21 protein-coding genes are annotated in these 20,932 nt (G+C 67.4%); 8 read left to right on the forward strand and 13 right to left on the reverse strand.

Annotated features, from left to right (window positions below; genetic code table 11):
- Positions 1 to 33: 33 nt before the first annotated feature.
- Both ACLARN_RS22325 and ACLARN_RS22330 read right to left on the reverse strand, forming a co-directional pair.
- Positions 34 to 1,233: an MFS transporter gene (locus ACLARN_RS22325; RefSeq protein ID WP_409493385.1), complete on the reverse strand. Its 1,200-nt coding sequence runs from the start codon at positions 1,231 to 1,233 to the stop codon at positions 34 to 36.
- A gap of 75 nt (positions 1,234 to 1,308) precedes the next feature.
- Positions 1,309 to 1,773 carry a MarR family winged helix-turn-helix transcriptional regulator gene (locus tag ACLARN_RS22330; protein WP_409493386.1) on the reverse strand — a complete coding sequence of 155 codons (465 nt, stop codon included), beginning with the start codon at positions 1,771 to 1,773 and terminating at the stop codon, positions 1,309 to 1,311.
- 269 nt (positions 1,774 to 2,042) lie between these two features.
- Between ACLARN_RS22330 and ACLARN_RS22335 the strand changes: the two genes are divergently transcribed.
- The 4 genes from ACLARN_RS22335 (at position 2,043) to ACLARN_RS22350 (ending at position 6,320) form a co-directional block, all read left to right on the forward strand.
- Entirely contained in the window at positions 2,043 to 3,248 is a 1,206-nt protein-coding gene (locus ACLARN_RS22335; protein WP_409493387.1) for a globin domain-containing protein, read from the forward strand.
- A gap of 459 nt (positions 3,249 to 3,707) precedes the next feature.
- Complete coding sequence (locus ACLARN_RS22340) at positions 3,708 to 4,808, forward strand: FAD-binding oxidoreductase (protein WP_409493495.1); 1,101 nt, start codon at positions 3,708 to 3,710, stop codon at positions 4,806 to 4,808.
- A gap of 157 nt (positions 4,809 to 4,965) precedes the next feature.
- A complete protein-coding gene (locus ACLARN_RS22345) occupies positions 4,966 to 5,721 on the forward strand; it encodes a lytic polysaccharide monooxygenase (protein ID WP_409493388.1) in 756 nt (251 codons plus the stop codon).
- Positions 5,718 to 6,320 carry a DUF305 domain-containing protein gene (locus ACLARN_RS22350; RefSeq protein WP_409493389.1) on the forward strand — a complete coding sequence of 201 codons (603 nt, stop codon included), beginning with the start codon at positions 5,718 to 5,720 and terminating at the stop codon, positions 6,318 to 6,320. The genes ACLARN_RS22345 and ACLARN_RS22350 overlap by 4 nt, the downstream gene beginning before the upstream one ends.
- A 227-nt stretch (positions 6,321 to 6,547) precedes the next feature.
- Here the strand turns inward: ACLARN_RS22350 and ACLARN_RS22355 are convergent, their stop codons facing one another.
- The 7 genes from ACLARN_RS22355 to ACLARN_RS22385 form a co-directional block, all read right to left on the reverse strand.
- Positions 6,548 to 6,979: a heat shock protein transcriptional repressor HspR gene (locus ACLARN_RS22355; RefSeq protein WP_409493496.1), complete on the reverse strand. Its 432-nt coding sequence runs from the start codon at positions 6,977 to 6,979 to the stop codon at positions 6,548 to 6,550.
- 5 nt (positions 6,980 to 6,984) lie between these two features.
- Entirely contained in the window at positions 6,985 to 8,160 is a 1,176-nt protein-coding gene (gene dnaJ, locus ACLARN_RS22360) for a molecular chaperone DnaJ (protein WP_409493390.1), read from the reverse strand.
- Between the two features lie 33 nt (positions 8,161 to 8,193).
- The gene (gene grpE / locus ACLARN_RS22365; RefSeq protein ID WP_409493391.1) at positions 8,194 to 8,964 is read right to left on the reverse strand and encodes a nucleotide exchange factor GrpE; all 771 of its coding nucleotides are present in this window, start codon (positions 8,962 to 8,964) and stop codon (positions 8,194 to 8,196) included.
- On the reverse strand, positions 8,961 to 10,847 hold the full coding sequence (gene dnaK / locus ACLARN_RS22370) for a molecular chaperone DnaK (protein ID WP_409493392.1): 1,887 nt from the start codon (positions 10,845 to 10,847) through the stop codon (positions 8,961 to 8,963). Before dnaK ends, grpE begins: the two co-directional genes overlap by 4 nt.
- Positions 10,848 to 11,013: 166 nt before the next feature.
- On the reverse strand, positions 11,014 to 12,420 hold the full coding sequence (locus ACLARN_RS22375; protein WP_409493393.1) for an alpha/beta hydrolase: 1,407 nt from the start codon (positions 12,418 to 12,420) through the stop codon (positions 11,014 to 11,016).
- Positions 12,417 to 13,103 carry a DUF4097 family beta strand repeat-containing protein gene (locus ACLARN_RS22380; protein WP_409493394.1) on the reverse strand — a complete coding sequence of 229 codons (687 nt, stop codon included), beginning with the start codon at positions 13,101 to 13,103 and terminating at the stop codon, positions 12,417 to 12,419. The genes ACLARN_RS22375 and ACLARN_RS22380 overlap by 4 nt, the downstream gene beginning before the upstream one ends.
- Positions 13,104 to 13,131: 28 nt before the next feature.
- A complete protein-coding gene (locus ACLARN_RS22385) occupies positions 13,132 to 13,899 on the reverse strand; it encodes a DUF4097 family beta strand repeat-containing protein (protein WP_409493395.1) in 768 nt (255 codons plus the stop codon).
- A gap of 161 nt (positions 13,900 to 14,060) precedes the next feature.
- Here ACLARN_RS22385 and ACLARN_RS22390 point away from each other — a divergent pair, with 161 nt between their 5' ends.
- A complete protein-coding gene (locus ACLARN_RS22390) occupies positions 14,061 to 14,600 on the forward strand; it encodes a YbhB/YbcL family Raf kinase inhibitor-like protein (RefSeq protein ID WP_409493396.1) in 540 nt (179 codons plus the stop codon).
- 75 nt (positions 14,601 to 14,675) lie between these two features.
- On the opposite strand, the gene ACLARN_RS22395 is transcribed toward ACLARN_RS22390, so the two are convergent.
- Genes ACLARN_RS22395 through ACLARN_RS22405 form a run of 3 tightly spaced genes read right to left on the reverse strand, consistent with a single transcriptional unit; the run spans position 14,676 to position 16,019 of the window.
- Entirely contained in the window at positions 14,676 to 15,110 is a 435-nt protein-coding gene (locus tag ACLARN_RS22395; protein ID WP_409493397.1) for a GNAT family N-acetyltransferase, read from the reverse strand.
- 21 nt (positions 15,111 to 15,131) lie between these two features.
- Complete coding sequence (locus tag ACLARN_RS22400; RefSeq protein ID WP_409493398.1) at positions 15,132 to 15,692, reverse strand: TetR/AcrR family transcriptional regulator; 561 nt, start codon at positions 15,690 to 15,692, stop codon at positions 15,132 to 15,134.
- Positions 15,693 to 16,019, reverse strand: coding sequence for a DMT family transporter (locus tag ACLARN_RS22405; protein ID WP_409493399.1), 327 nt, complete (start codon positions 16,017 to 16,019; stop codon positions 15,693 to 15,695).
- Between the two features lie 152 nt (positions 16,020 to 16,171).
- Between ACLARN_RS22405 and ACLARN_RS22410 the strand changes: the two genes are divergently transcribed.
- The 3 genes from ACLARN_RS22410 (at position 16,172) to ACLARN_RS22420 (ending at position 20,199) form a co-directional block, all read left to right on the forward strand.
- A complete protein-coding gene (locus tag ACLARN_RS22410; RefSeq protein WP_409493400.1) occupies positions 16,172 to 18,454 on the forward strand; it encodes a (Fe-S)-binding protein in 2,283 nt (760 codons plus the stop codon).
- A gap of 206 nt (positions 18,455 to 18,660) precedes the next feature.
- Positions 18,661 to 19,173 carry a DUF742 domain-containing protein gene (locus ACLARN_RS22415; RefSeq protein WP_409493401.1) on the forward strand — a complete coding sequence of 171 codons (513 nt, stop codon included), beginning with the start codon at positions 18,661 to 18,663 and terminating at the stop codon, positions 19,171 to 19,173.
- 30 nt (positions 19,174 to 19,203) lie between these two features.
- The gene (locus tag ACLARN_RS22420) at positions 19,204 to 20,199 is read left to right on the forward strand and encodes a cation diffusion facilitator family transporter (RefSeq protein ID WP_409493402.1); all 996 of its coding nucleotides are present in this window, start codon (positions 19,204 to 19,206) and stop codon (positions 20,197 to 20,199) included.
- Here the strand turns inward: ACLARN_RS22420 and ACLARN_RS22425 are convergent.
- Positions 20,193 to 20,885 carry a CAP domain-containing protein gene (locus ACLARN_RS22425; RefSeq protein ID WP_409493403.1) on the reverse strand — a complete coding sequence of 231 codons (693 nt, stop codon included), beginning with the start codon at positions 20,883 to 20,885 and terminating at the stop codon, positions 20,193 to 20,195. The genes ACLARN_RS22420 and ACLARN_RS22425 overlap by 7 nt on opposite strands.
- Positions 20,886 to 20,932 lie beyond the last annotated feature (47 nt).

A 20,932-nucleotide genomic window follows, 5' to 3' on the forward strand; every position in this document is an offset into this window, starting at 1 on the left:
GGTACAACGTCAGGAAAGTTGAGTCTGTTCCGCTCAACTCTGAATTCCTCCGCCACCACCCGGCGAGACCGCCTCCGCGGGCAGGCGCGGGCCCACCCGGCCGAGGCCGACGACGGCGGCGCAGGCGCACGCGGCCACGAGCACCCACGGGATCCAGACTGCCACGGAGAACAGCGCGACGACGGCCGGAGCGATCATCGCGGCGAGGGTGAACGCGTACTGGAAGGCCGCCAGATACCGGCCGCGCGCCTCCGGCGGTGCCGCCGCTTCGGCCAGCGCCCCGGACCGCGGGCCGAACGCGAGATCGCCCGCGGCCAGCACGAGGGTCGCTCCGAGCAGGTAGATCGGCTGAAGGACCTTCGGGATGAACACCACCGCGAGGCACGCCAGGCACCACACCGCGAACAACGCCGAGCCCGCGCGCATCGCGGCGATCCGGGTCAGCTTCCGGGTGAGCCGCAACCCGACGACACCACCCAGACTGGTGACGACGGTGAGCAGCGCGATGATCGCGCCAGGAAGCCAGCGAGGACCCTGCAGCGTGTTGAAGACGTACACCGGCATCCCGATGAGGAAGAAGTCCATCGTGAGCGCGAAGAGCCCGCTGAACACGATCAGCGCGAGGTACGGGCGGTTTCGCCAGACCCGCGCGGGCCCCGAGAGCCGTCGCACGTGCCGCGGAAGCGGCGGCATCAGCGTCGCGAGGATGGCCGCGGCGACGACGAACGTGAAGACGTCGATGATGACGGCGACGTAGAGGCCCTCCCGTCCGATCCACACCAGCAGCCCGCCCGCCGCCAGCGCGCCGAGACCGAAGCCCGCGGAGCGGACCATCGCGGCCTCGGCGAACGGCCGGTCCTTCGGACCTTCGCCCGCGACGTCGGCGATGAGCGAGAACTGCGAGCTGTAGAACAGCTGTTGCCCGGCCGCGAGCATGACCGACGCGCCGGCGACGCCGGTGAAACCGCCTGCCAGCAGGAACGCGCCCACCCCGGTGGCCTGGAGGAGGTGGGAGCAGATCATCACCGTCCGCGGGCCGAACAGATCGACGAGGCGCCCGGCGAACGCGGGGACGAGCAGACCGGCGAACGCACCGAGAGTGACCGCAAGCCCCGCCTGGGCGAGGGGAAGTCCCACCACACGGATGACGAAGACCAGGCCCAGCGGGAGGAAGAGTCCCGAGCCGAAGTTGTCGATACCCAAGGCGACCAGCAACGCGACCCGGCTCCGCACAACTTCGACGCTACCGGCGTGACAGCGCTACGAAAGGTCCGTTCAGTCAAGACCGGCGGGTAGAAACGGCTGACGTCAAACGTCGCACGTCCGCACCGACAGAACCGCGCGAACATGGTCGTTCATCTCGGCAAGGCGCGTGGTCAACTCGAGGACCTTCTCCTCGTCCCAGTCACCGAGCGCACGCTCCATGAACGCCAGATAACCGGCCCGTCGGCGGCTCAGTTCCGCGTGCCCCTGTTCCGAGATGCTGATGATCGACGCACGGCCGTCCTCGGGTGCGGGGCGGCGGTCGACCATCCCCGCGGCGGACAGCTGGGAGATTTGACGGCTCACGACCGAAAGGTCCACAAAGCGTCGTTTGGCCAGTTCCGAGGGGCGCGCTTCGCCGTGCTTCGCCAGGTCGGACAGCAGCATCGCGGCGGCCGGATGCAGACCGGGGTCGTCCTGCCAGGCCTGCATGATCCACGCGTGCTGCAACTGGGAAGCGGCCTTCAACTCACGCATCAGTTCGACCCTGGCGTCGTCGGCGGAGCTCATCGTTGCCTCCCAGCTACTTGTACAATACAACTTTATTCGGGGACACTTGCGTAAGGCAACTATTTACCTCGTGAGATCGCCCACTGCCACCCGGCTTCGAGTACACCCGTCCGGAGCAACGATGCAGGCAAAAGGCCTCTCGGCAGCTAGTCTCGCGGACGAGCCGGAACCAGCCGACCGGCGGACAGCCACTGACCGGAGAGGTGAATGATCCGTGAATTCTTCTCCAGTGGTCCCTCGTCCGTGAACCGCCGGAATCCCCTTCCGGTATGCACTTCCCGATCAGCGAATCCGAGCCCGTGACAGCCGACGCGGTCAGCCCCGTCCCGCGGTCCTCCGCGCCACGGGAAGCCCCGCCCGCGGTCACCGCGATGGTGCGGCTCATCCGCGACACCTGGGCGAAGTCGGAACCCTTCATCCCGGAGATCTCCCAGTTCTTCTACGGGATGCTGTTCACCCTCGCGCCCGCCACCCGGGACTTCTTCCCGATCAACATGGAAGTCCAGCGCGGCAGGCTGGTGCGCGCACTGGTCCACATCGTGCAGATGGTCGACCGGCCGGATGACCTCGTGCCCTTCCTGACCCAGCTCGGCCGCGACCACCGCAAGTTCGGCGTCATCCCCCGGCATTACGAGGCCGTCGGCACGGCGCTGCTCGCCTCGCTCAAGAACCACCTCGGTCCGGACTGGACACCGGAGGTCGAACGGGCATGGGCGGAGGCGTTCACCATCGTCGCCCGCGCGATGCAGGAGGCCGCCGCGGCCGACGTCAACCCGGCGTCGTGGTCGGCGACCGTCCTCGAGCACCGGCGGCTCACCTGGGATCTCGCCCTTGTCCGTGTCCAGCCCGAATACCCGGTGCCGTACCAGCCAGGTCAGTACATGAGCGTCGAGGTTCCGCAGCGGCCGAGGCTCTGGCGCTACCTGTCCCCGGCGAACGCCCCGCGCGAGGACGGCGGCATCGAGTTCCACGTGCGCGCCGTCGACGGCGGCTGGGTGTCCCGGGCCATCGTGAGCCACACGCAGGCGGGCGACGTCTGGCGGCTGGGGCCGCCGCTCGGCAGGCTTTCGGTCGATCGGGCCGACGCCCGCCCCGTCGTGATGATCGCCGGCGGAACCGGCATCGCGCCGTTGCGCGCCATTTTGGACGACCTCGCGCAGTGGGGCGAGAATCCCAAGGTCCAGCTGTTCTACGGTGGACCGTCGCGTGAGGACCTGTACGACCTCGACGAGTTGCGCGCCCTCGCGGCCACGAACCCCTGGCTCACCGTGACCCCGGTGGTCGAGCGCGGCGAAGAGGCCCCCGGTTGCGTACAGGGCACGCTCGCGGAAGCCGTTACCCAGCAAGGGTCCTGGCCGGGGCACCGCATCCTCGTGTCCGGTTCGCCCACGATGATCCGGGCGACGGTGTCCCGGATGCTGGTCGCGGGCAGCGCACTCGACCAGATCGCGTACGACCCCTTCACCATCGACTAGTCGTCGGTGAATGCGACTCCACAATGGAGATCAGCACAACGCCGCATACCGTTACGTAACCGGCTAATCGCGGAAAGAACGCCACCCGATCGGCGGATCATGTTTCACCGAGAACTGGCGAAAAACCACTGGTGGACAACGGAAAACACGCTCGCATGATCACCTTTACCTAGCGCCAGATGGGGTTGACGGCGCGTATATCGTTTGGTCCGTTCGAGCGGGAAACACCCATTCACGGATCCTTTTCCGACGTTCGGGCATACAGTCGAGAACCTTCGGGGGAACAAGAGCACCATCACTACATCGGGTCTGGAGAATATGCCCGATCAAACAGGAGAACATCGTTCACCCATGGCAGCCGAAACAGTGAAATACGAACATCCACCGAGTTCGTCGAGATCTTCACCGGTTCCCGTCCCGCCCCTGGTCGAAGCGCCCGCCGCGGACAAGACCGTCCAGATGGCGAAACTCATCCGGAAGAGTTTCGCCGCCGTCGAAACGAAGGCCGAGGAGCTGTCCCAGTACTTCTACGGGGTACTCTTCTCCGTTTCGCCGGACGCCAGGGCATTGTTCCCGATCAACATGGCAACCCAGCGAAATCGTTTGCTGCGCGCACTCGTCTATGTCGTGCAGATGGTGGACAGGCCCGACGAACTGACCACCTTCCTCGGCCAGCTCGGCCGGGATCACCGGAAGTTCGACGTCCTCGGCCGCCATTACGACGCGGTCGGTGTCGCGCTGATCGCCGCACTGAAACGTTTCTCGAAGGACGACTGGACGCCCGAGGTGGAAGACGCCTGGGTCACCGCGTACGGCGTCATTTCGAAGTGCATGCGCGAGGCCGCGGGCAAGGAGACCGGGCCCGCGTGGTGGAAGGCGACCGTGGTCGAACACCGTCGCGTGTCCCGGGACGTCGCCGTCATCAAGGTGCGCACCGACCAGCCGCTCCCGTACCGGGCAGGCGGCTACGTCAGCGTCGAAGTCCCGCAACGGCCCCGGATGTGGCGGTACTTCTCGCCGGCGACCGCGCCACACGACGACGGGACGATGGAGTTCCACGTGCACGCCGTGCGCGGCGGCTGGGTCTCGCGCGCGATCGTCCACCACACCCGGGTCGGCGACGTCTGGCGCCTCGGCCCCTCGCTCGGCGCGCTTTCGGTGCACCACACGGAAAGCCGTCCGCTGCTGATGATCGGCGGGGGCACCGGGATCGCGCCGCTGCTCGCCCTGCTCGACGACATGTCGCGCTGGAAGCACAACCCGCCGGTGCACCTGTTCTTCGGCGGCCGCAAACCGGAAGACCTCTACGCCCTCGACGACCTGCGCGGGCTGACCGTCACCTGCCCTTGGCTGACGGTGACCCCGGTGACCGAGGAAGGCACCATCACCGGCGGCGACCGCGGCACGCTGGCCATGGCGGTCACGCAGCGCGGCGAGTGGAAGGACCGCGACGTGTACGTCGCCGGGTCTCCGGCGATGATCCGCGCGACGATCGCGAAACTGCTCGCCGCGGGCACGGACCTGGCGAGGATCAAGTACGACCCCTTCACCCTGGATTGACCGGGTGATTCGTTCGTATTAGGCCATTCGGCTGTTCTACCTGGGCCCTATGCAGCAGTAGGTCTGTGAATCATTGACCGCGGTCACCGTCGGATTTATGGTCTAGACCACATTGCTCCCCTCACGGGAACACCGTCGTTCCACCCCAGGAGCCGGCATGACCGTCAAACGCAAACTCGTGGCAGCCGCCGCCGGTGCGATCCTCGCCCCGATCGCCATCGTGGCCATCCCGCAGGTGGCCAGCGCGCACGGCTACGTGCTGACCCCGCCCAGCCGCCAGGCGAACTGCGCCCAGGGCAAGGTTTCCGGCTGCGGCAGCATCGTCTACGAACCGCAGAGTGTCGAGGGCCCCAAGGGGCTCCGCAGCTGCAACGGCGGCCTCCCGGGGTTCGCGCAGCTCAACGACGAATCGAAGCCGTGGCCAGCCGCCTCGGTCGGCAACAGCGTGACCTTCAACTGGAAGTTCACCGCCTACCACCGGACCAAGAACTACGAGTACTACATCGGCGGCACCAAGATCGCCGACATCAGCGGGAACAACTCCGCGCCGAAGGATCCGACGTCCCACACGGTGAGCTTGAACGGCTTCAGCGGCCGCCAGAAGGTGCTCGCCATCTGGAACATCGCGGACACGCCGATGGCCTTCTACAGCTGCGTCGACCTGCAGATCGGCGGCGGCAACCCGCCCACCAGCACCAGCAACCCGCCGACCACCAGCAATCCGCCGACGACGTCGAACCCGCCGAGTAGCACCACCAACCCGCCCACCGGCGGCACCTGGGCGGCCGGGACGGCGTACACGGTCGGCAGCACGGTCACCTACGGCGGTGCGAGCTACCGGTGCCAGCTGGCGCATACGGCGATCCAGGGCTGGGAACCGCCGAACACACCTGCTCTCTGGACTCGCCAGTGAAGCTCGGCCTGATACTCGTCGCCGGTCTCGTGGCCCTCGCGGGCTGCGGGGCCGGTGATGGCTCACCCACCACCGCCGGCGCCCCGATCTCCCCGGTCCCCCAGTCGGCGACGGGCGCCCCGGCGTCCGCGGAGTACAACGACGCCGACGTGATGTTCCTGCAGATGATGATCGCCCACAACAGCCAGGGCCTGGAGATCGTCAAGCTGGTGCACGCCAAACAGGCGCAGAAGCAGGAGCTCAAGGATCTCGCGGCCGCCATCGAGGCGACACAGCAGACCGAGAGCTCCGACATGCGGAACTGGCTGAAGTCCTGGGGTAAACCCGAGACGGGTTCGATGGATCCGAACGCGCACCATCATCACGGTGGCGACGGGCTCACGGACAAGGGCCTGCTCGAAGCGCTGTCCAAAAAGGACGGTAAGGAGTTCACCCTCGACTTCGCCGACATCTTCGTCGCGCACCAGCACAACGGGGTCGCGCTGGCCAGGACCGAGCTGAAGGACGGCAAGAACCCGGAGGCGAAGGCGTTGGCCCAGCGGGTCATGGACTCGCGCACCGGCGAGGTCCAGCAGATCCGGACCCTGGTCCCCGCCTGACGACCGCAATTAGTCACCTACTTGCGCCGGAACACCTTCCGGCGCTAGACCCCGGTCAGGGCAAGTAGGTGACTAATTGCGATCTTTCGCAACTAGAGGTCTAAACGATGCCGCCTGCTGGCGTTGTGGGCTCGCTGTCCACCGGCGATCTCGCGTGATTGGACAGCGATCTCGCGTGATTGCGCGGAGATCACGCGTGACTGGACGGAGATCTCGCAAGTAGGTGACTAATTGCGTTTTTTGGGCTTCCAGACGACCAAGGCGGTCTGCTGCCGCAAGGGCACGAGGTCCTTGCGGTAGGAGGCGTGCACGGCCGCGGCCGTCTGTTCGGCGGAGACGTACGCGGCCGTGAGTTCCTCGGTCAGTTCGGCGATCCGCGCGCGGAGAGCGTCGACCTGGTTCTCCAGCTCGATGATCCGCTTGATGCCCGCGAGGTTGACACCGTCCTCTTGGGACAGTCGCTGCACTTCGCGCAGCAACGCGATGTCCCGCATGGAGTAACGGCGTCCACCACCGGAGGTCCGGCCCGGCGACACGAGACCCTGGCGGTCGTAGGACCGCAGGGTCTGCGCGTGCAGGCCGGAGAGCTGCGCCGCCACCGAAATGACGAACACCGGGGTGTCCTCGTCCGCACCGTCGTGCGGCAGCCCGCCGAACATCGTGCTCACCTGCCTTCGAGAAGTTCGGTGATCTCCGGTCGCGGGTCGTGCTCGGACATGGCCTCCGCGTAGGCCTCCAAGGCCTCACGGGCCTTGTCGTCCAATTTGGACGGGATAGCCGCTTGCAGGGTGACCAGCAGATCGCCCTGTGCGCCGTCCCGTTTGGCGATTCCCTTGCCGCGCACGCGAAGCACGCGACCACTGGCCGTACCCTGCGGCACCTTCAGCGAGACCTTGCCCTCGAGTGTCGGCACGGTGATCGTGCCGCCGAGGGCCAGTTCCGCGAAGGAAACCGGCACGGTGATCGTCAGGTCGAGGTTCTGCCGCCCGAACACCGGATGCGGCGCGACGTGCACGCGGACGTACAGATCGCCCGGCTGCGCGCCGCCTCGGCCCGGTTCACCCTGGCCGGCCAACCGGATCCGCTGGTCGTCGGCGACGCCCGGCGGGATCCGCACGGTCAGCGTGCGGGTGCGGGTGCTGACGCCCTCGCCCGCGCATTCCGGGCAGGGGTCGTCGATGATCGTGCCGCGGCCGCGGCAATCGCGGCACGGCTCGGAGAACGCGAACGCGCCCTGGCTCCGGCTGACCAGCCCGCTGCCCTGGCAGGTCGAACACGTCCTCGGGGAAGTCCCCGGCTTCGCGCCGTTCCCGCCGCAGGTGGAACAGGTCGCCGGGCTCGACAGCCGCAGCGGCAGGGTCGCGCCCTTGACCGCCTCGGTGAAGTCGATCCGGACGTCGGTCTCCACGTCCGCGCCGCGCTGCGGCCGGTTCGCGGTGGCACCGGCGGCGCCACGACGGCCGAAGAGACCGCCGAGGATGTCGCCGAGCCCGCCGAAACCGGCCTGCTGCTGACCACCCGACTGGCCGAAGATGTCGCCGACGTCGAACCCGCCGCCACCGGCGCCACCGCCCGGGAAGCCGAAGCCACTGGGACCGCCGGAGCCGAAGAGGCGCCGGGCCTCGTCGTACTCCTTGCGCTTGGACGTGTCGGAAAGGACGCCGTAGGCCTCGGAGACCGCTTTGAACTTCTTCTCCGCCTCCGCGTTGCCCGCGTTGGCGTCGGGGTGGTTCTCCTTGGCCAGCTTGCGATAGGCCTTTTTGATCTCGTCCGCGGTGGCGTCGGAGGAGACGCCCAGCTCACGGTAGAAGTCCTTACCGATCCATTCCCGTGCACTCACCGAACGTCTCCTCCTTTCACGCCGTATCGCCGATCAGCGGTTGTTCTCATCGAAGAGCTCGCCGTCGAGCGGCAGCTCGCCACCGACGGGCGGGTCGACCGGGGTGGCCTGCGCCTCCGGTGCGGGGGCCGCGCCGGGTTCGTGGTCGGTGACCCCGACCAGCGCCGCGCGAAGCACGCGCTCGCCGAAGCGGTAACCACGGCGCATGACCGTGGTTACCGTCGGGCCCGCGACGTCCGGAGAGGTGCTGTGCTGGACGGCCTCGTGCACGCTCGGGTCGAAGGCTTCGCCCTCGGCACCGAACGGTTCGAGACCCGACCGCTGCAAGCTCCCGACCAGCTTCTCGCCGACCGCCTTGAAGGCACCGGTCAGATCGCCGTGCTGCTCCGCGCGCTCGAGGTCGTCGAGCAGCGGGAGCAGGTCACCGACGACCGACGCCTTCGCGCCGGCGACGACCTGTTCGCGGTCGCGGTCCACGCGCTTGCGGTAGTTGGCGTACTCCGCCTGGAGACGCTGGAGGTCGGCGGTGCGTTCCGCCAGCTCCTTCTCCAGGCCGGTGGCCACCGACACCGAATCGTCCACAATGGACTCCCCGAGGCTGGGGCCCGCGTGTGTCGCGGGCTCCGGCGCTTCGGCCACTACGGGCTCTTCGACAGGGGCAGCGTGCTTCGGGCCGTCTTGGGGTTCGGCTGCCGGGGCGGCCGGACGGACCTCACCGGTCAGCGGGTCGATCCGCCGCCGATCCCGCACGACCACCGGTTCCTCCGGGCCCCGGCCCTCGGTTTCGTCGTAGCGTCCCGTCACTTCTTGTCCTTCTTGTCCTGCTCGTCCTCTTCGACGATCTCGGCGTCGACGACGTCGTCGGCCTTGGCCTGCGAACCGGTGCCCGCGCCGGCGGAACCGGTCGCGCCTTCACCGGCGGTGGCGTCATCGGCGGCGTTGCCCGCCGCGTTGGCGTAGAGCGCGGTGCCGAGCTCCTGCGAAGCGGTGTTCAGCTTCTCGATGGACTCGCGGATCTTCGCCGAGTCGGTGCCCTTGAGCGCCTCGTTGGCCTCGTCGATCGCGGACTTCACCTTGCCCTTGAGTTCCTCGGGCAGCTTGTCCTCGTTGTCCTTGACGAACTTCTCCGTCTGGTAGACGAGGGTCTCCGCCTGGTTGCGGGTCTCCGCCTCCTCGCGGCGCTGCTTGTCCTCTTCGGCGTGCGCCTCGGCGTCCTTGACCATGCGCTCGATGTCGTCCTTCGGCAGCGCGGAGCCACCGGTGATCGTCATCGACTGCTCCTTGTTCGTGCCGAGGTCCTTCGCGAGGACGTGCACGATGCCGTTGGCGTCGATGTCGAAGGTGACCTCGATCTGCGGCACGCCACGCGGCGCGGGCGGGAGACCGGTCAGCTCGAACATGCCGAGCTTCTTGTTGTGCGCGGCGATCTCGCGCTCACCCTGAAACACCTGGATCTGCACCGACGGCTGGTTGTCGTCCGCGGTGGAGAAGATCTCCGAACGCTTGGTCGGGATCGTGGTGTTGCGCTCGATGAGCTTGGTGAACACGCCGCCCTTGGTCTCGATGCCCAGCGAAAGCGGGGTCACGTCGAGCAGCAGGACGTCCTTGACCTCACCCTTGAGCACACCGGCCTGGAGCGCGGCGCCGACGGCGACGACCTCGTCCGGGTTCACGCCCTTGTTCGGCTCGCGGCCGCCGGTCAGCTCCTTGACCAGGTCCGACACGGCCGGCATGCGGGTGGAACCACCCACGAGCACGACGTGGTCGATGTCGCCGACGGCGACACCCGCGTCACGGATGACGTTGTTGAACGGCTTGCGGGTGCGCTCGAGCAGGTCCGAGGTGATCTTCTGGAACTCGGCGCGGGAAAGCTGCTCGTCGAGGAACAGCGGGTTCTTGTCCGAGTCCACGGTGATGTACGGCAGGTTGATGCCCGCGGAGTTCGAACTGGACAGCTCGATCTTCGCCTTCTCGGCAGCCTCACGGATGCGCTGGAGCGCCATCTTGTCCTTGGTGAGGTCGATGCCGTTGGAGGCCTTGAACTTGTCGACCAGCCAGGTGACGATGCGCTCGTCCCAGTCGTCACCGCCGAGGTGGTTGTCACCGGAGGTCGCGCGGACCTCGACGACGCCCTCACCGATCTCCAGGAGCGAGACGTCGAACGTGCCGCCACCGAGGTCGAAGACCAGGATGGTCTGTTCCTTCTCGCCCTTGTCGAGGCCGTACGCCAGCGCCGCCGCGGTGGGCTCGTTGACGATGCGGAGCACGTTCAGGCCGGCGATCTGCCCGGCTTCCTTGGTGGCCTGCCGCTGCGCGTCCTCGAAGTAGGCGGGGACGGTGATGACCGCGTCGGTGATGGTCTCGCCCAGGTACGCCTCCGCGTCGCGCTTGAGTTTCATCAGCACCCGGGCGCTGATCTCCTGCGAGGTGTAGGCCTTGCCGTCGATCTCGGTCTTCCAGTCGGTGCCGACGTGCCGCTTGACCGACCTGATGGTCCGGTCGACGTTCGTCACGGCCTGGTTCTTGGCAGGCTGACCGGTCAGCACTTCGCCGTTCTTGGCGAAGGCGACGATGGACGGGGTGGTGCGTGAACCTTCAGAGTTGGCGATGACCGTCGGCTCGCCGCCCTCAAGGACAGCGACGACCGAGTTGGTCGTGCCGAGGTCGATGCCGACCGCTCGCGCCATGGTGTGTTCCTCCTGCTAGTTCGTGACCTGCGGGTTCACTCCCACCTTGAGTGGGTGTCACGCAAGTTCTATCGGGATGATGCGGCTTCCGTCAAGCCGGACTTGAGTCGCCTGCACTCAACCTTGTATCCGGGTCAACGAGCGACCTGGGCGTCTTGTTCCCGGCCTAGTGGCAGATCTTGTCCGGAGCGGGTGTGACCCCGCTCACCAGGTACTTCACCTCTTCGGTACGCACGCAGGCCGAGTTGAGCAGCCCCGTGTGCCCGTACCCGGCGTTGACCAGCAACGTCGAGTTCTCGATGTTCCGCGCGAGCCCCTTCGCCCACACCAGCGGTGTCGCCGGATCGTGTTCACCGCCGACCACGAGGATCGGCGCCGCACCCCGCACCTTCTGCGGCCGCGGCGGGTACGCGGGGGTGACGGGCCAGCCCGCGCATCCGCTCGCGAGGTCCCAGAACTCCGAGTACCGCCAGCTGTGCGGGGCCACGGTCTTGATCAGCCCCTGCATCACCCTCGCCTCGGCGTAGGAGGTGAAGGCCGGTCCGAAGTCGTGGCAGCCGATCGCGCGGTATGCGCCGTAGGACGGGTCCAGCTGTGAGTAGGGCAGTAGCCCGGACGCGTCCGGCTTCTCCGCCGTCGCCTTGCTCAAGTCCGGCCAGAACGCCGGCAGGATGATCCAGCCGTAGACACCGGTCGCCAGTTCCTCGGCTGTCACGTTCCGTCCGAGTTCGGAGGACGGGACACCGCCCGGCGTCGCCATGAGCGCGTCGTAGGTGGCGAGGACGTCTTTGCCGCGAAGCGCGCACTCGTCCGACGTCGTGCACCACTGGGCGAAGTCCTTGAGCGCGCCTTCGGTCGCGATGGCCTCGTCGAGGATCGCCTGCCGCGTCGGCAGCGAATGGTTGATGGCGCCGTCGAGCACCATCGTGCGGATGCGCTTCGGATACTTCTCCGCGTACGCCGCGCCGAGTTCGGAACCGTAGGAGACACCGAGCCAGTTGACCTTCGGCTCACCAAGGGCGACCCGGATCGACTCGATGTCGTCCGCCGCGTTCCAAGTGTCCACTTTGGACAGCGCCGGACCGGTCCGGTCGAGACAGTCCTGACCCGAAGCGCGGTTGTGCTCGATGAACCGGTCGTATTCCGTGCGGTTCCGGGGGAAGCGGCCGATCGACGGGTCGTGCAGCGTCGGCCCGCAGGTCACCGCGGGCGTACTGGCCCCGACGCCGCGCGGGTCGAAGCCGATGACGTCGAACCGTTGCCGCGCTTCGGCCATTTCCGGCTTGTCCAGCGCGAAACCGCGGCCGCCGTACTTGAGCACGGTGACACCGGAGCCGCCCGGCCCGCCCGGATTCGTCAGCAGCGAACCGACGCGGCGCGCGGGATCGGTCGCGGGCAGTTTCGCCAGCGCGATCGTGAAGGGACCGCTCACCCGGAGGCTCGCGCACTCCAGGGTCGGCGCGTACTCGGTCGCGCACGGTTTCCAGTCGATCCGGGGCGCGGCGGAGGCCGGTAGCGCGGAAAGCGGGAGGAGGGCCAGTGCGGTGACGGCGGCGAGTGCCTTCGTCTTCATGCGGCCTTCACCGTGACCTTGCCGGTGCCCGCCCTGAGGTCCAGGACGTTCGGCGAAGCCTGGTCCTGCCGTACGCCACCGGTTTCGACGCCGCCGACCTCCGATTTCGCATGGACCTGGTACGCGCCGTCCGGGACGGTGACGGTGACCTTGCCGACGTCGGCGTTCACGGTGACCGCGCCGGGTTTGGCGAGCCCGACCTCGACGTCGCCGGTACCCGTGATCAACCGCACCGGGCCCGATGAACTCTGGACCTTGATGTCGCCGACTTCCCCGCGCAGGTCGACCGAGGCCGCGCGGGCGAGCGTGATCTTGCCGGTGCCGATCGCGCCGGAGATCGCCAGCTCACGCGGGACCACGACGTCGTAGTCCACACCGCACTGGCTGCAACCGCCGAGGACGAGCGTGCCGTTCTCGACGCTGTGCGTCTTGCCGGGATTCCGGCCGGTGTAAGTGACTTCGCGGCGCAGCGAGACCGGTGCGCCGTCCTCGACCCGGAGCGTGACGCCGCCGACCGGGACGTCGACCCGGACCGCGGTGATCTGCTCGGTGACGGGCGTGCCGTCGTTCAGCGTCTGGCGGCTTTCGGTAGTGCAGCCGACGATCCCGAAGGCCGTCAGCGCGCCGAGCGCGAGCGCGCCGAGGACGCGCCGCTCTTTAGTGAACAGAGCCTTGTTCCCCATGAGAAAGTGTTTCCCCCGATAAAATCCGTCAGGCCGCGTTGACCTTGACGCTTCCGCTGTCGGTGTTGAGATCGAGCTTGTACTGGGCCGAACCGGACTGGTTCACGTCGATTTCGCGGCTGCCGCTGTCGGTGGTGCCGCTGACGTCGTAGTCGCCGGAGGGCACGGTGACCTCGATCGAACCGCTGTCGCTCTTGGCCGTGATGTTCGCGGCCTTGACCAGCTCGAGTTCGATACGGCCGCTGTCGGCCTGCGCCTTCACGTTCCCGCCGAGCCGCTCGCCCTTGATCGCGCCGGAACTCGCGTTGACGTCGACGTCCTGCCCGATGTTCTTCAGCTCGACGCGACCGGAGTCTGCCCTGACCTTCACGGTGCCCGGCACGTCGCGCACCTCGACCCGGCCGGAGTCGACCGAGATGTCCACAGTGGACACACCGGCGATGTCCACCGCGCCGGAGTCGACCCGTCCGGTGACGGGGACCCCCGACGGGACCGTGACGTCGTAGTCGACCTCGCAGTTGTCGCCGCAGCCGGCGAGGACCAGGGTGTCGCCGTCCACCCGGTAGGCATCACCCGGCTTGTTCCAGCGGTACGAGAACTCCTGGTGGACCTTCGCCGGGCCGCCGCCCGTGCGGATCTTGACCGTGCCCTCGTCGTTTTCGACGCGGACGCTCTTGATCGACTGGGTCAGCTCGGAGGTCGCCTCCGCGTCGGACGGCCACCACCAGCCGAGGCCGGTGAGGACACCGACGCCGATCAAGGCGATGCCTCCGATTGCGAGGAGTGGGCGCGCCATGGTGTTGAGTCCCTCCAGAGCAGGTTTTCGTGTGTCTCGACGCTAAAGGCACCGCGCCGGGATGGACATAGGGGTAACCCCCGGATTCGTCCCTGATCCCGCGCCGGGGTTCTCGGGGTCCTAACCTGGCTTCGTCATCGGTTCCACGATCAGGAGGACGCATGCCGCAGGCACCCGATCCGTACGACTTCCTGCCCGATCTGCCTGCCTTCACCTTGAGCAGCACCGACATCGAGGAAGGCGGCTTCCTGCCGACGCCCCAGCTGTCCGGGATCTTCGGCGCGGGCGGCGAGGATCGTTCCCCGCAGCTGTCCTGGGACGGCTTCCCCGCCGAGACCAAGAGCTTCGCCGTGACCTGCTATGACCCGGACGCCCCCACCGCGAGCGGGTTCTGGCACTGGGCGGTGTTCGACATCCCCGCTTCCGTGAACGCGCTCGCGGCGAACGCGGGCGACGAGGCCGGGTCCGGTCTGCCGGAGGGCGCTGTCACCCTGAAGGGGGACGGCGGCGTGAAGCAGTTCCTCGGGGCCGCCCCGCCGCCCGGGCACGGGCCGCACCGGTACATCTTCACGGTGCACGCAGTCGACGTCGAAAAGCTGGAGGTCGGCGAAGACGCTACGCCGGCTCTGCTCGGCTTCAACCTCTTCAGCCACGCGATCGCGCGGGCTTCTCTTACCGCCCTGCACGAAAACAAGGGCTGAGGCGGCTTTCTCTCAAGTACATGATGGCCCCCTTCCTTGCGCTAGACGCAAGGAAGGGGGCCATCATGTACTTGGCTAGCTCTGCCCGTTGGCCCGCGACCGCTCCATGTACTGCCCCTCCGGCGGATCCCCGAAGCCGAACGGCCGGTACAGCTCGTGCGCGTCGGCGGTGTGCAGCATCCACCGGAACTCCGCGCCCGGCCCGTTGTCGATCATCTCCCGGACCAGTTCCTTGCCGAGTCCCGCGCCGCGCGCGTCCTCGAGGACGAAGACGTCCGCCAGGTAGGCGCTGCCGACGGTGTCCGAAAACGCCCGCGCGAAGCCGACCAAGCGGCCCGTCGTGGCCTCGTACGCACCGACGATGCGCCACGCGTTCTTGAAGACCTTCTCGATCATCTCGCGGTCTCGCCACTTACCCCAGTAGACGTCGGTGGACAGGCATTTCCACACCACGTCGAGGTCCACCCGAGCCGGGTCGTCATCCAGTTCGTAAGCGCCGACAGTCCGCATGATCCGAAGCTACCCGGCAGGTCAACGAGGTTTCAGCAGGTAGTCCACCACCGGCCGCAGCTCCTCCGCGGACGGCGGCTCGTCGTCGATGAGGCCCTGGATCAGCAGGCCGTCGATGCCGGCGAGGAACACCCGGAAGGCGACCTCGTCGTCGTGCCGGACCATCGAGGTCAACACGTCCAGCCAGCGCCGCGCGGCGGGCCGCAGTTCGGGTTTCCGCGCGGCCAGCAGGTACAGCTCGTATTCCGCCATCGTCCGGCCGCGCCGCGGTCCCAGCGCCTCGGCGAGCAGTCCGGCGACCTCTTCCGCGCCGCGGCTGCCGCGCGAACGGGCCCTGTCGATCATCCAGTAGACCTCGGTCGCCATATCCCTCGCGCATGAGATGAGGGTCGCGATCAGCAGGTCGTCGAGGCTGGAGAAGTGATACGTCGTCGACGCGGTGGGCACGCCGGCCTCGGCGGCGACCGTCCGATGGGTGACACCGGCGACGCCGTCCCGCTCGATCACCCGCAGCGCGGCCGCGATGATCTCCTCGCGCCGCTTCTCGCCCCTGGCTTTCCGGCCGTCGATCTGGATCTTCACTTAGTGCGCGCTCCCTGCCTCGATCAACACGACACCGCCGATCACCAGTACCAGCCCGGCGATCACGGAGAAGTTGACCGGCTCCTTGAAGAACACGATGCCGACGGCCGCCACCAGCGCGACACCCGCCGCGGCCCAGATCGCGTAGGCGACGCTCACCGGCACGCCCGCCTTCAGAACGTACGCGAGCGCGACGAACGCGACGGCGTAGCCGAGGACCACGACGATCGACGGGCCCACCTTGCTGAAGCCCTCGGAAAGTTTCAACGAGACCGTCGCGGATACCTCGGCGGCGATGGCCAAAGCGAGAAGAAGATATGCACCCATGTCACAAAAACTACCTGGACGATCGTCTTAAAACAAAGAGAGGTGTACACCACATCGGTGGGACTTGGGCGCGGCCAGTGGGTTACCCATCAGTAAGAAGCATTAGTCTGCCCGAACCACCACAGCTTCACTCGGACGAAAGGCACCCGACGATGGGCGCTGTACAGCTGACGCTCGGCGGGATCGCAGTCCTGCTCGGCGTCGTCGCCTGGGGAATGTTCTTCGCGACCATCGCCCGCTTCGTGCGGGTGATCCGCCTCGGTCAGCCGGACTCGACCCGCAACGGCCCATTCATGCCGCGGCTGAAGACCTTGATCAAGGAATTCGCCGCGCACACCCGCATGAACAAGGTCAAGAGCGTCGGTCCGGCGCACTGGCTGGTCATGTGGGGCTTCCTGATCGGGTCACTCGCCCTGTTCGAGGCGTACGGCGAGGTCTTCGTCCCGACCTGGGGCTGGCCCATCCTCGACGACTGGTCGCTGTTCCAGCTGCTCATGGAGCTGCTCGGCGTCGGCACCATCGTCGGCATCCTGGCGCTGATCTGGGTCCGCCAGAAGAACCACCCGCGCCGCGCCGACCGGCAGTCCCGCTTCCAGGGCTCCAACTTCAAGTGGGCGTACTTCATCGAAGCCGTCGTGCTCATCGAGGGCATCGGCATCATCGGCGTCCGCGCCGCGAAGTCCGCGCTGGACGTCCACGAGACCCCGGTCTGGGCCGCGTTCGTCTCCCACCCGATCGGTGAACTGCTGCCCGCCAGCCCGAACCTGGTCTCGGTGTTCGCCTTCGTCAAGCTGATGAGCGCCACGATCTGGCTGATCGTCATCGCGCGCACGATGACGATGGGCATCGCCTGGCACCGGTTCAGCGCCTTCTTCAACATCTACTTCAAGCGCGAGGCCGACGGCGGCGTCGCGCTCGGCGCGCTCAAGCCGATGATGAGCAACGGCAAGGTGCTCGACCTCGAAGAGGCGGACCCGGACGAGGACACGTTCGGCGTCGGCAAGGTCGAGGACTTCAGCTGGAAGGGCTGGCTGGACTTCTCCACCTGCACCGAATGCGGCCGCTGCCAGTCGCAGTGCCCCGCGTGGAACACCGGCAAGCCGCTTTCGCCGAAGCTGCTCATCACGCAGCTTCGCGACCACGCCTACGCGAAGGCGCCGTACCTGCTCGCGGGCGGCAAGCGCGACATGGCGGGCGATGAGGTCGGTCTCTCCGGTGACGACATGTACGCGGGCATCGACGTCCTCGCGATCGCGGAGTCCCAGAAGGCGCTCATCGGCGACGACGGCGGCGTGATCGACCCCGAGGTGCTGTGGTCCTGCACCTCCTGCGGCGCTTGCGTCGAGCAGTGCCCGGTGGACATCGAGCACGTCGACCACATCGTCGACATGCGCCGCTACCAGGTGATGATCGAGTCCTCGTTCCCCAGCGAGCTCAACGGGATGTTCAAGAACCTGGAGAACAAGGGCAACCCGTGGGGCCAGAACGCCAAGGACAGGCTCGCCTGGACGGAGGACCTGGAGTTCGAGGTGCCGGTGTTCGACGGCGACCTCGGCGACACCGAGTACCTCTTCTGGGTCGGCTGTGCCGGCGCGTTCGAGGACCGCGCGAAGAAGACCACGCGGGCCGTCGCGGAGCTGCTGCACATCGCGGGCGTGAAGTACACGGTGCTCGGCTCGGAGGAGTCCTGCACCGGTGACCCGGCCCGCCGCGCGGGCAACGAGTTCCTGTTCCAGATGCTGGCGCAGCAGAACGTCGAGATCCTGAACTCGGTGTTCGAGGGCCGCGAACGCAAGGCGCGCAAGGTGGTCGTCACCTGTGCCCACTGCTTCAACACCCTCGCGAACGAGTACCCGGAACTCGGTGGCCAGTTCGACGTCGTGCACCACACGCAGCTGCTCAACCGCCTGGTGCGGGAGAAGCACCTGACCCCGGTGGCCGCGGTCGCCGAGGACGTCACCTATCACGACCCGTGCTACCTGGGCCGCCACAACAAGGTCTACGACGCTCCGCGCGAGCTCGTCACCGCTTCGGGCGCGCAGCTGCGGGAGATGCCGCGGCACGGCGACCGGTCGATGTGCTGTGGCGCCGGCGGCGCGCGCATGTGGATGGAAGAGAAGATCGGCAAGCGGATCAACGTCGAACGCGTGGACGAGGCGCTCGGCACCGCGCCGTCGAAGATCGCGACCGGCTGCCCGTTCTGCAAGGTGATGCTCAACGACGGCCTCACCGCGCGCCAGAGCGACGGACAGGCGAGCGAGAAGGTCGAGATCGTCGACGTTGCACAGCTCCTGCTGACCGCCGTCAAGCGCAAGCCGGAGCCGCAACTGGTCCCGGCCGGCGCGCCGTCCTTGGACGCCGTCTCAGATGCTGAACTCGACGAGAAGGCGGACGAGCCCGCCAACGAAACTCCACTTTCGGAGGAAGACAAGTAGAACCTCAAGGTCGGAGGGGACATTCTCTCGCACATAATGCGAGAGAATGTTCCCTCGTGTTTTATCCGGTCCAGACCATTCCCTTCCCTTACCCGTTCGGCGGTACACGGCGACGATAAGCTGGCGTTTCCTCGTTGCCGTTGTCGTTCACGAGGTTGCTTTAGGCGGCACAGGCAGTAGGTCTGAAAAAGGGGCGAGGAAAATCAATGGGCAACCGTCACGAACTTCGTCCGGGCAAGGAACACCGCCTCGCGATGCCGGGATCGTCGACAGGTCGCCCGATGGCCCGCCTGCCGTCGGCCGCGGCGCTCGCCCGGATGGCTCAGGAAGCGACCATCCCCAGCATCCCGGCCGCCCGGCGGCCGCCGCGGCAGGAACGGCAGCGCACGCGCGTCCGCCCGTACGTCCGCACGGGCGGACGCACACAGTCCAAGCGGAACTTCGCCATCGAAGCGATGATTTCCGTCCGGAACGACGCGCCTTGGAGCGCGCCGGGATTCAGCGTGGAATTCCATTCGGTCCGATCACTGTGCCGACGTCCGACTTCCGTCGCCGAAGTCGCCGCTTCATTAAGCGTTCCACTCGGCGTTGCAAAGGTCCTTTTGGGTGACATGGCCGAACTCGGCCTGGTTACCGTTCATGAAACGCAGGCTGAATTCGACGGTCATCCGGCACTCGCCTTGATGGAACGCGTCCTCCAGGGTTTGCGTCGTCTGTGAGATCGGCGCACTCGCACTACGCTGCGCGAGGTGAGTGAAGAACCCGGTGGCGAAAGCACCCTGACCGTAGTGCTGGCTGGCGGGGTCAACCTCGCCATCGCGGTGCTGAAGCTGATCGCCGGGATCATCACCGGCTCCGGTGCGATGCTCTCGGAAGCCGCGCACTCGGTGGCCGACACGATCACCGAAGTCCTCCTGCTGACCGCGCTGAAACGCTCGGACCGGCCCGCCGACCGCGTCCACCCGTTCGGCTACGGCAAGGAGCGGTACTTCTGGTCGCTGCTCGCGGCGGTGTCGATCTTCGCCTCCGGCGCGATGTTCGCGCTGTACGAAGGCTTCTCGACGGTGTTCGGCGAGGCGACCGACCAGACCGATCCGATCGTCGGCTACGTCGTGCTCGCGATCGCCTTCGTCCTCGAGTCCGTCTCGTGGTTCCAGGCCGTGCGGCAGGTGCGGCGCGACGCCGCCGAAGCGGGCAAGAAGGTGTCGGTCTACCTGCGGACGATCGACGACCCGGCGCCGAAGACCGTCCTGTTCGAGGATTCGGCGGCGCTGATCGGCCTGCTGCTCGCGTTCGCCGGGATCGGGCTGCACCAGCTCACCGGCTCGCACGTCTGGGACGGTGCGGCGTCGATCGCGATCGGGGTGCTGCTGGCGCTCGTCGCCTACGTGCTCGGGCGCACCAACCGCGGTCTGCTGATCGGTAGGCAGGCGGATCCGAAGCTGGTGCGCGGGATCCGGGACCACCTGGTGGGCGCGGCCGAGATCGAGGCCGTCGTCGATCTCCAGACCATGCTGATGGGCACCGACCAGGTGCTCGTCTGCGCGCGTGTCGACTTCGACGACGCACTGGGCGCGGCGGACGTCGAACGCGCCTGTGTCCGGCTGGCGACCGAACTGACAGGGTCGTTCGGGGATGTCACCGAGGTGTTCATCGAACCGGTCCCGCGTACGGATCCCGAGCTGCGCGCGGCGGTACTGGCCCGCTACGGCGACATCGCCGAACGCTGGGACAAGGGTCAGTAGCCGAAGTTCTGCGTCCAGTACATGCCCTTGGTGTTGACGCCGACGCCGATCTTCTTCAGCTTGCAGTTGAGGATGTTCGCGCGGTGGCCCTCGGAGTTCATCCAGGCGTCCATCACCTTGGCGGCGTTCGACTGCCCCTTGGCGATGTTCTCGGCGCCGGGCTTGTCGTAGCCCGCGGCCCGGATGCGCTGGTCGAACGTGGTGCCTTCCGGCGTGGTGTGGGAGAAGTAGTTCCGGGCGGACATGTCGTCGCTGTGGCCCTGCGCCGCGGCGGCGAGGTGCGACTCGTTGCTCACCGGCGAGCAGCCCGCGTCGGCGCGCTCGGAGTTGACGAGGTCGATGACCTGACCGGCGAGTGAGCTGTCCTGCGAGCGAGGCGGGTCCGCGGCCTTGCTGGGGGTGGGCTTCGGGGCCTCGGAAGGCTGGGCGGGCGGCTCGGCCGCGGCAGAGGACGAGCTGGGCGGGGCGGAGGAGGACGTGGGGGCCGCCGAAGACGACGTCGGAGCAGGCGAGCCGGACGCGGGGTCGCCCGCCGCGGGAGCGGACGTCTGGCCGAAGAAGGCGGGCGGCTTCGCGAGTGCGTCGCCGGGCCTGCCCTTGGTGTCGGGGACGCTCAACGACAGATTGCTCAGCGCCGTCCCCTGGAACCGGTCGGTCACCATCAGGTAGCTCGCGCTGGCGATCACCCCACCCAGCAGAAAGCTGAGCGTGACAAGAAGTAACCGGTTTCTTG

Origin of the sequence: Amycolatopsis sp. cmx-11-12 (assembly GCF_046269425.1) — a bacterium.
GTDB lineage: Bacteria > Actinomycetota > Actinomycetes > Mycobacteriales > Pseudonocardiaceae > Amycolatopsis.

Bases quoted from the DNA above. Each gene is read 5' to 3' on its own strand.
- ACLARN_RS22415 (WP_409493401.1), top strand. From the start codon at position 18,661: ATGGGCAACCGTCACGAACTTCGTCCGGGCAAGGAACACCGCCTCGCG.
- ACLARN_RS22395 (WP_409493397.1), bottom strand. From the start codon at position 15,110: ATGCGGACTGTCGGCGCTTACGAACTGGATGACGACCCGGCTCGGGTG.
- dnaK (WP_409493392.1), bottom strand. From the start codon at position 10,847: ATGGCGCGAGCGGTCGGCATCGACCTCGGCACGACCAACTCGGTCGTC.
- ACLARN_RS22335 (WP_409493387.1), top strand. From the start codon at position 2,043: ATGCACTTCCCGATCAGCGAATCCGAGCCCGTGACAGCCGACGCGGTC.
- ACLARN_RS22375 (WP_409493393.1), bottom strand. From the start codon at position 12,420: ATGAAGACGAAGGCACTCGCCGCCGTCACCGCACTGGCCCTCCTCCCG.
- ACLARN_RS22380 (WP_409493394.1), bottom strand. From the start codon at position 13,103: ATGGGGAACAAGGCTCTGTTCACTAAAGAGCGGCGCGTCCTCGGCGCG.
- ACLARN_RS22340 (WP_409493495.1), top strand. From the start codon at position 3,708: ATGGCGAAACTCATCCGGAAGAGTTTCGCCGCCGTCGAAACGAAGGCC.
- ACLARN_RS22385 (WP_409493395.1), bottom strand. From the start codon at position 13,899: ATGGCGCGCCCACTCCTCGCAATCGGAGGCATCGCCTTGATCGGCGTC.
- ACLARN_RS22390 (WP_409493396.1), top strand. From the start codon at position 14,061: ATGCCGCAGGCACCCGATCCGTACGACTTCCTGCCCGATCTGCCTGCC.
- ACLARN_RS22345 (WP_409493388.1), top strand. From the start codon at position 4,966: ATGACCGTCAAACGCAAACTCGTGGCAGCCGCCGCCGGTGCGATCCTC.
- ACLARN_RS22405 (WP_409493399.1), bottom strand. From the start codon at position 16,019: ATGGGTGCATATCTTCTTCTCGCTTTGGCCATCGCCGCCGAGGTATCC.
- ACLARN_RS22355 (WP_409493496.1), bottom strand. From the start codon at position 6,979: ATGTTCGGCGGGCTGCCGCACGACGGTGCGGACGAGGACACCCCGGTG.
- ACLARN_RS22330 (WP_409493386.1), bottom strand. From the start codon at position 1,773: ATGAGCTCCGCCGACGACGCCAGGGTCGAACTGATGCGTGAGTTGAAG.
- ACLARN_RS22410 (WP_409493400.1), top strand. From the start codon at position 16,172: ATGGGCGCTGTACAGCTGACGCTCGGCGGGATCGCAGTCCTGCTCGGC.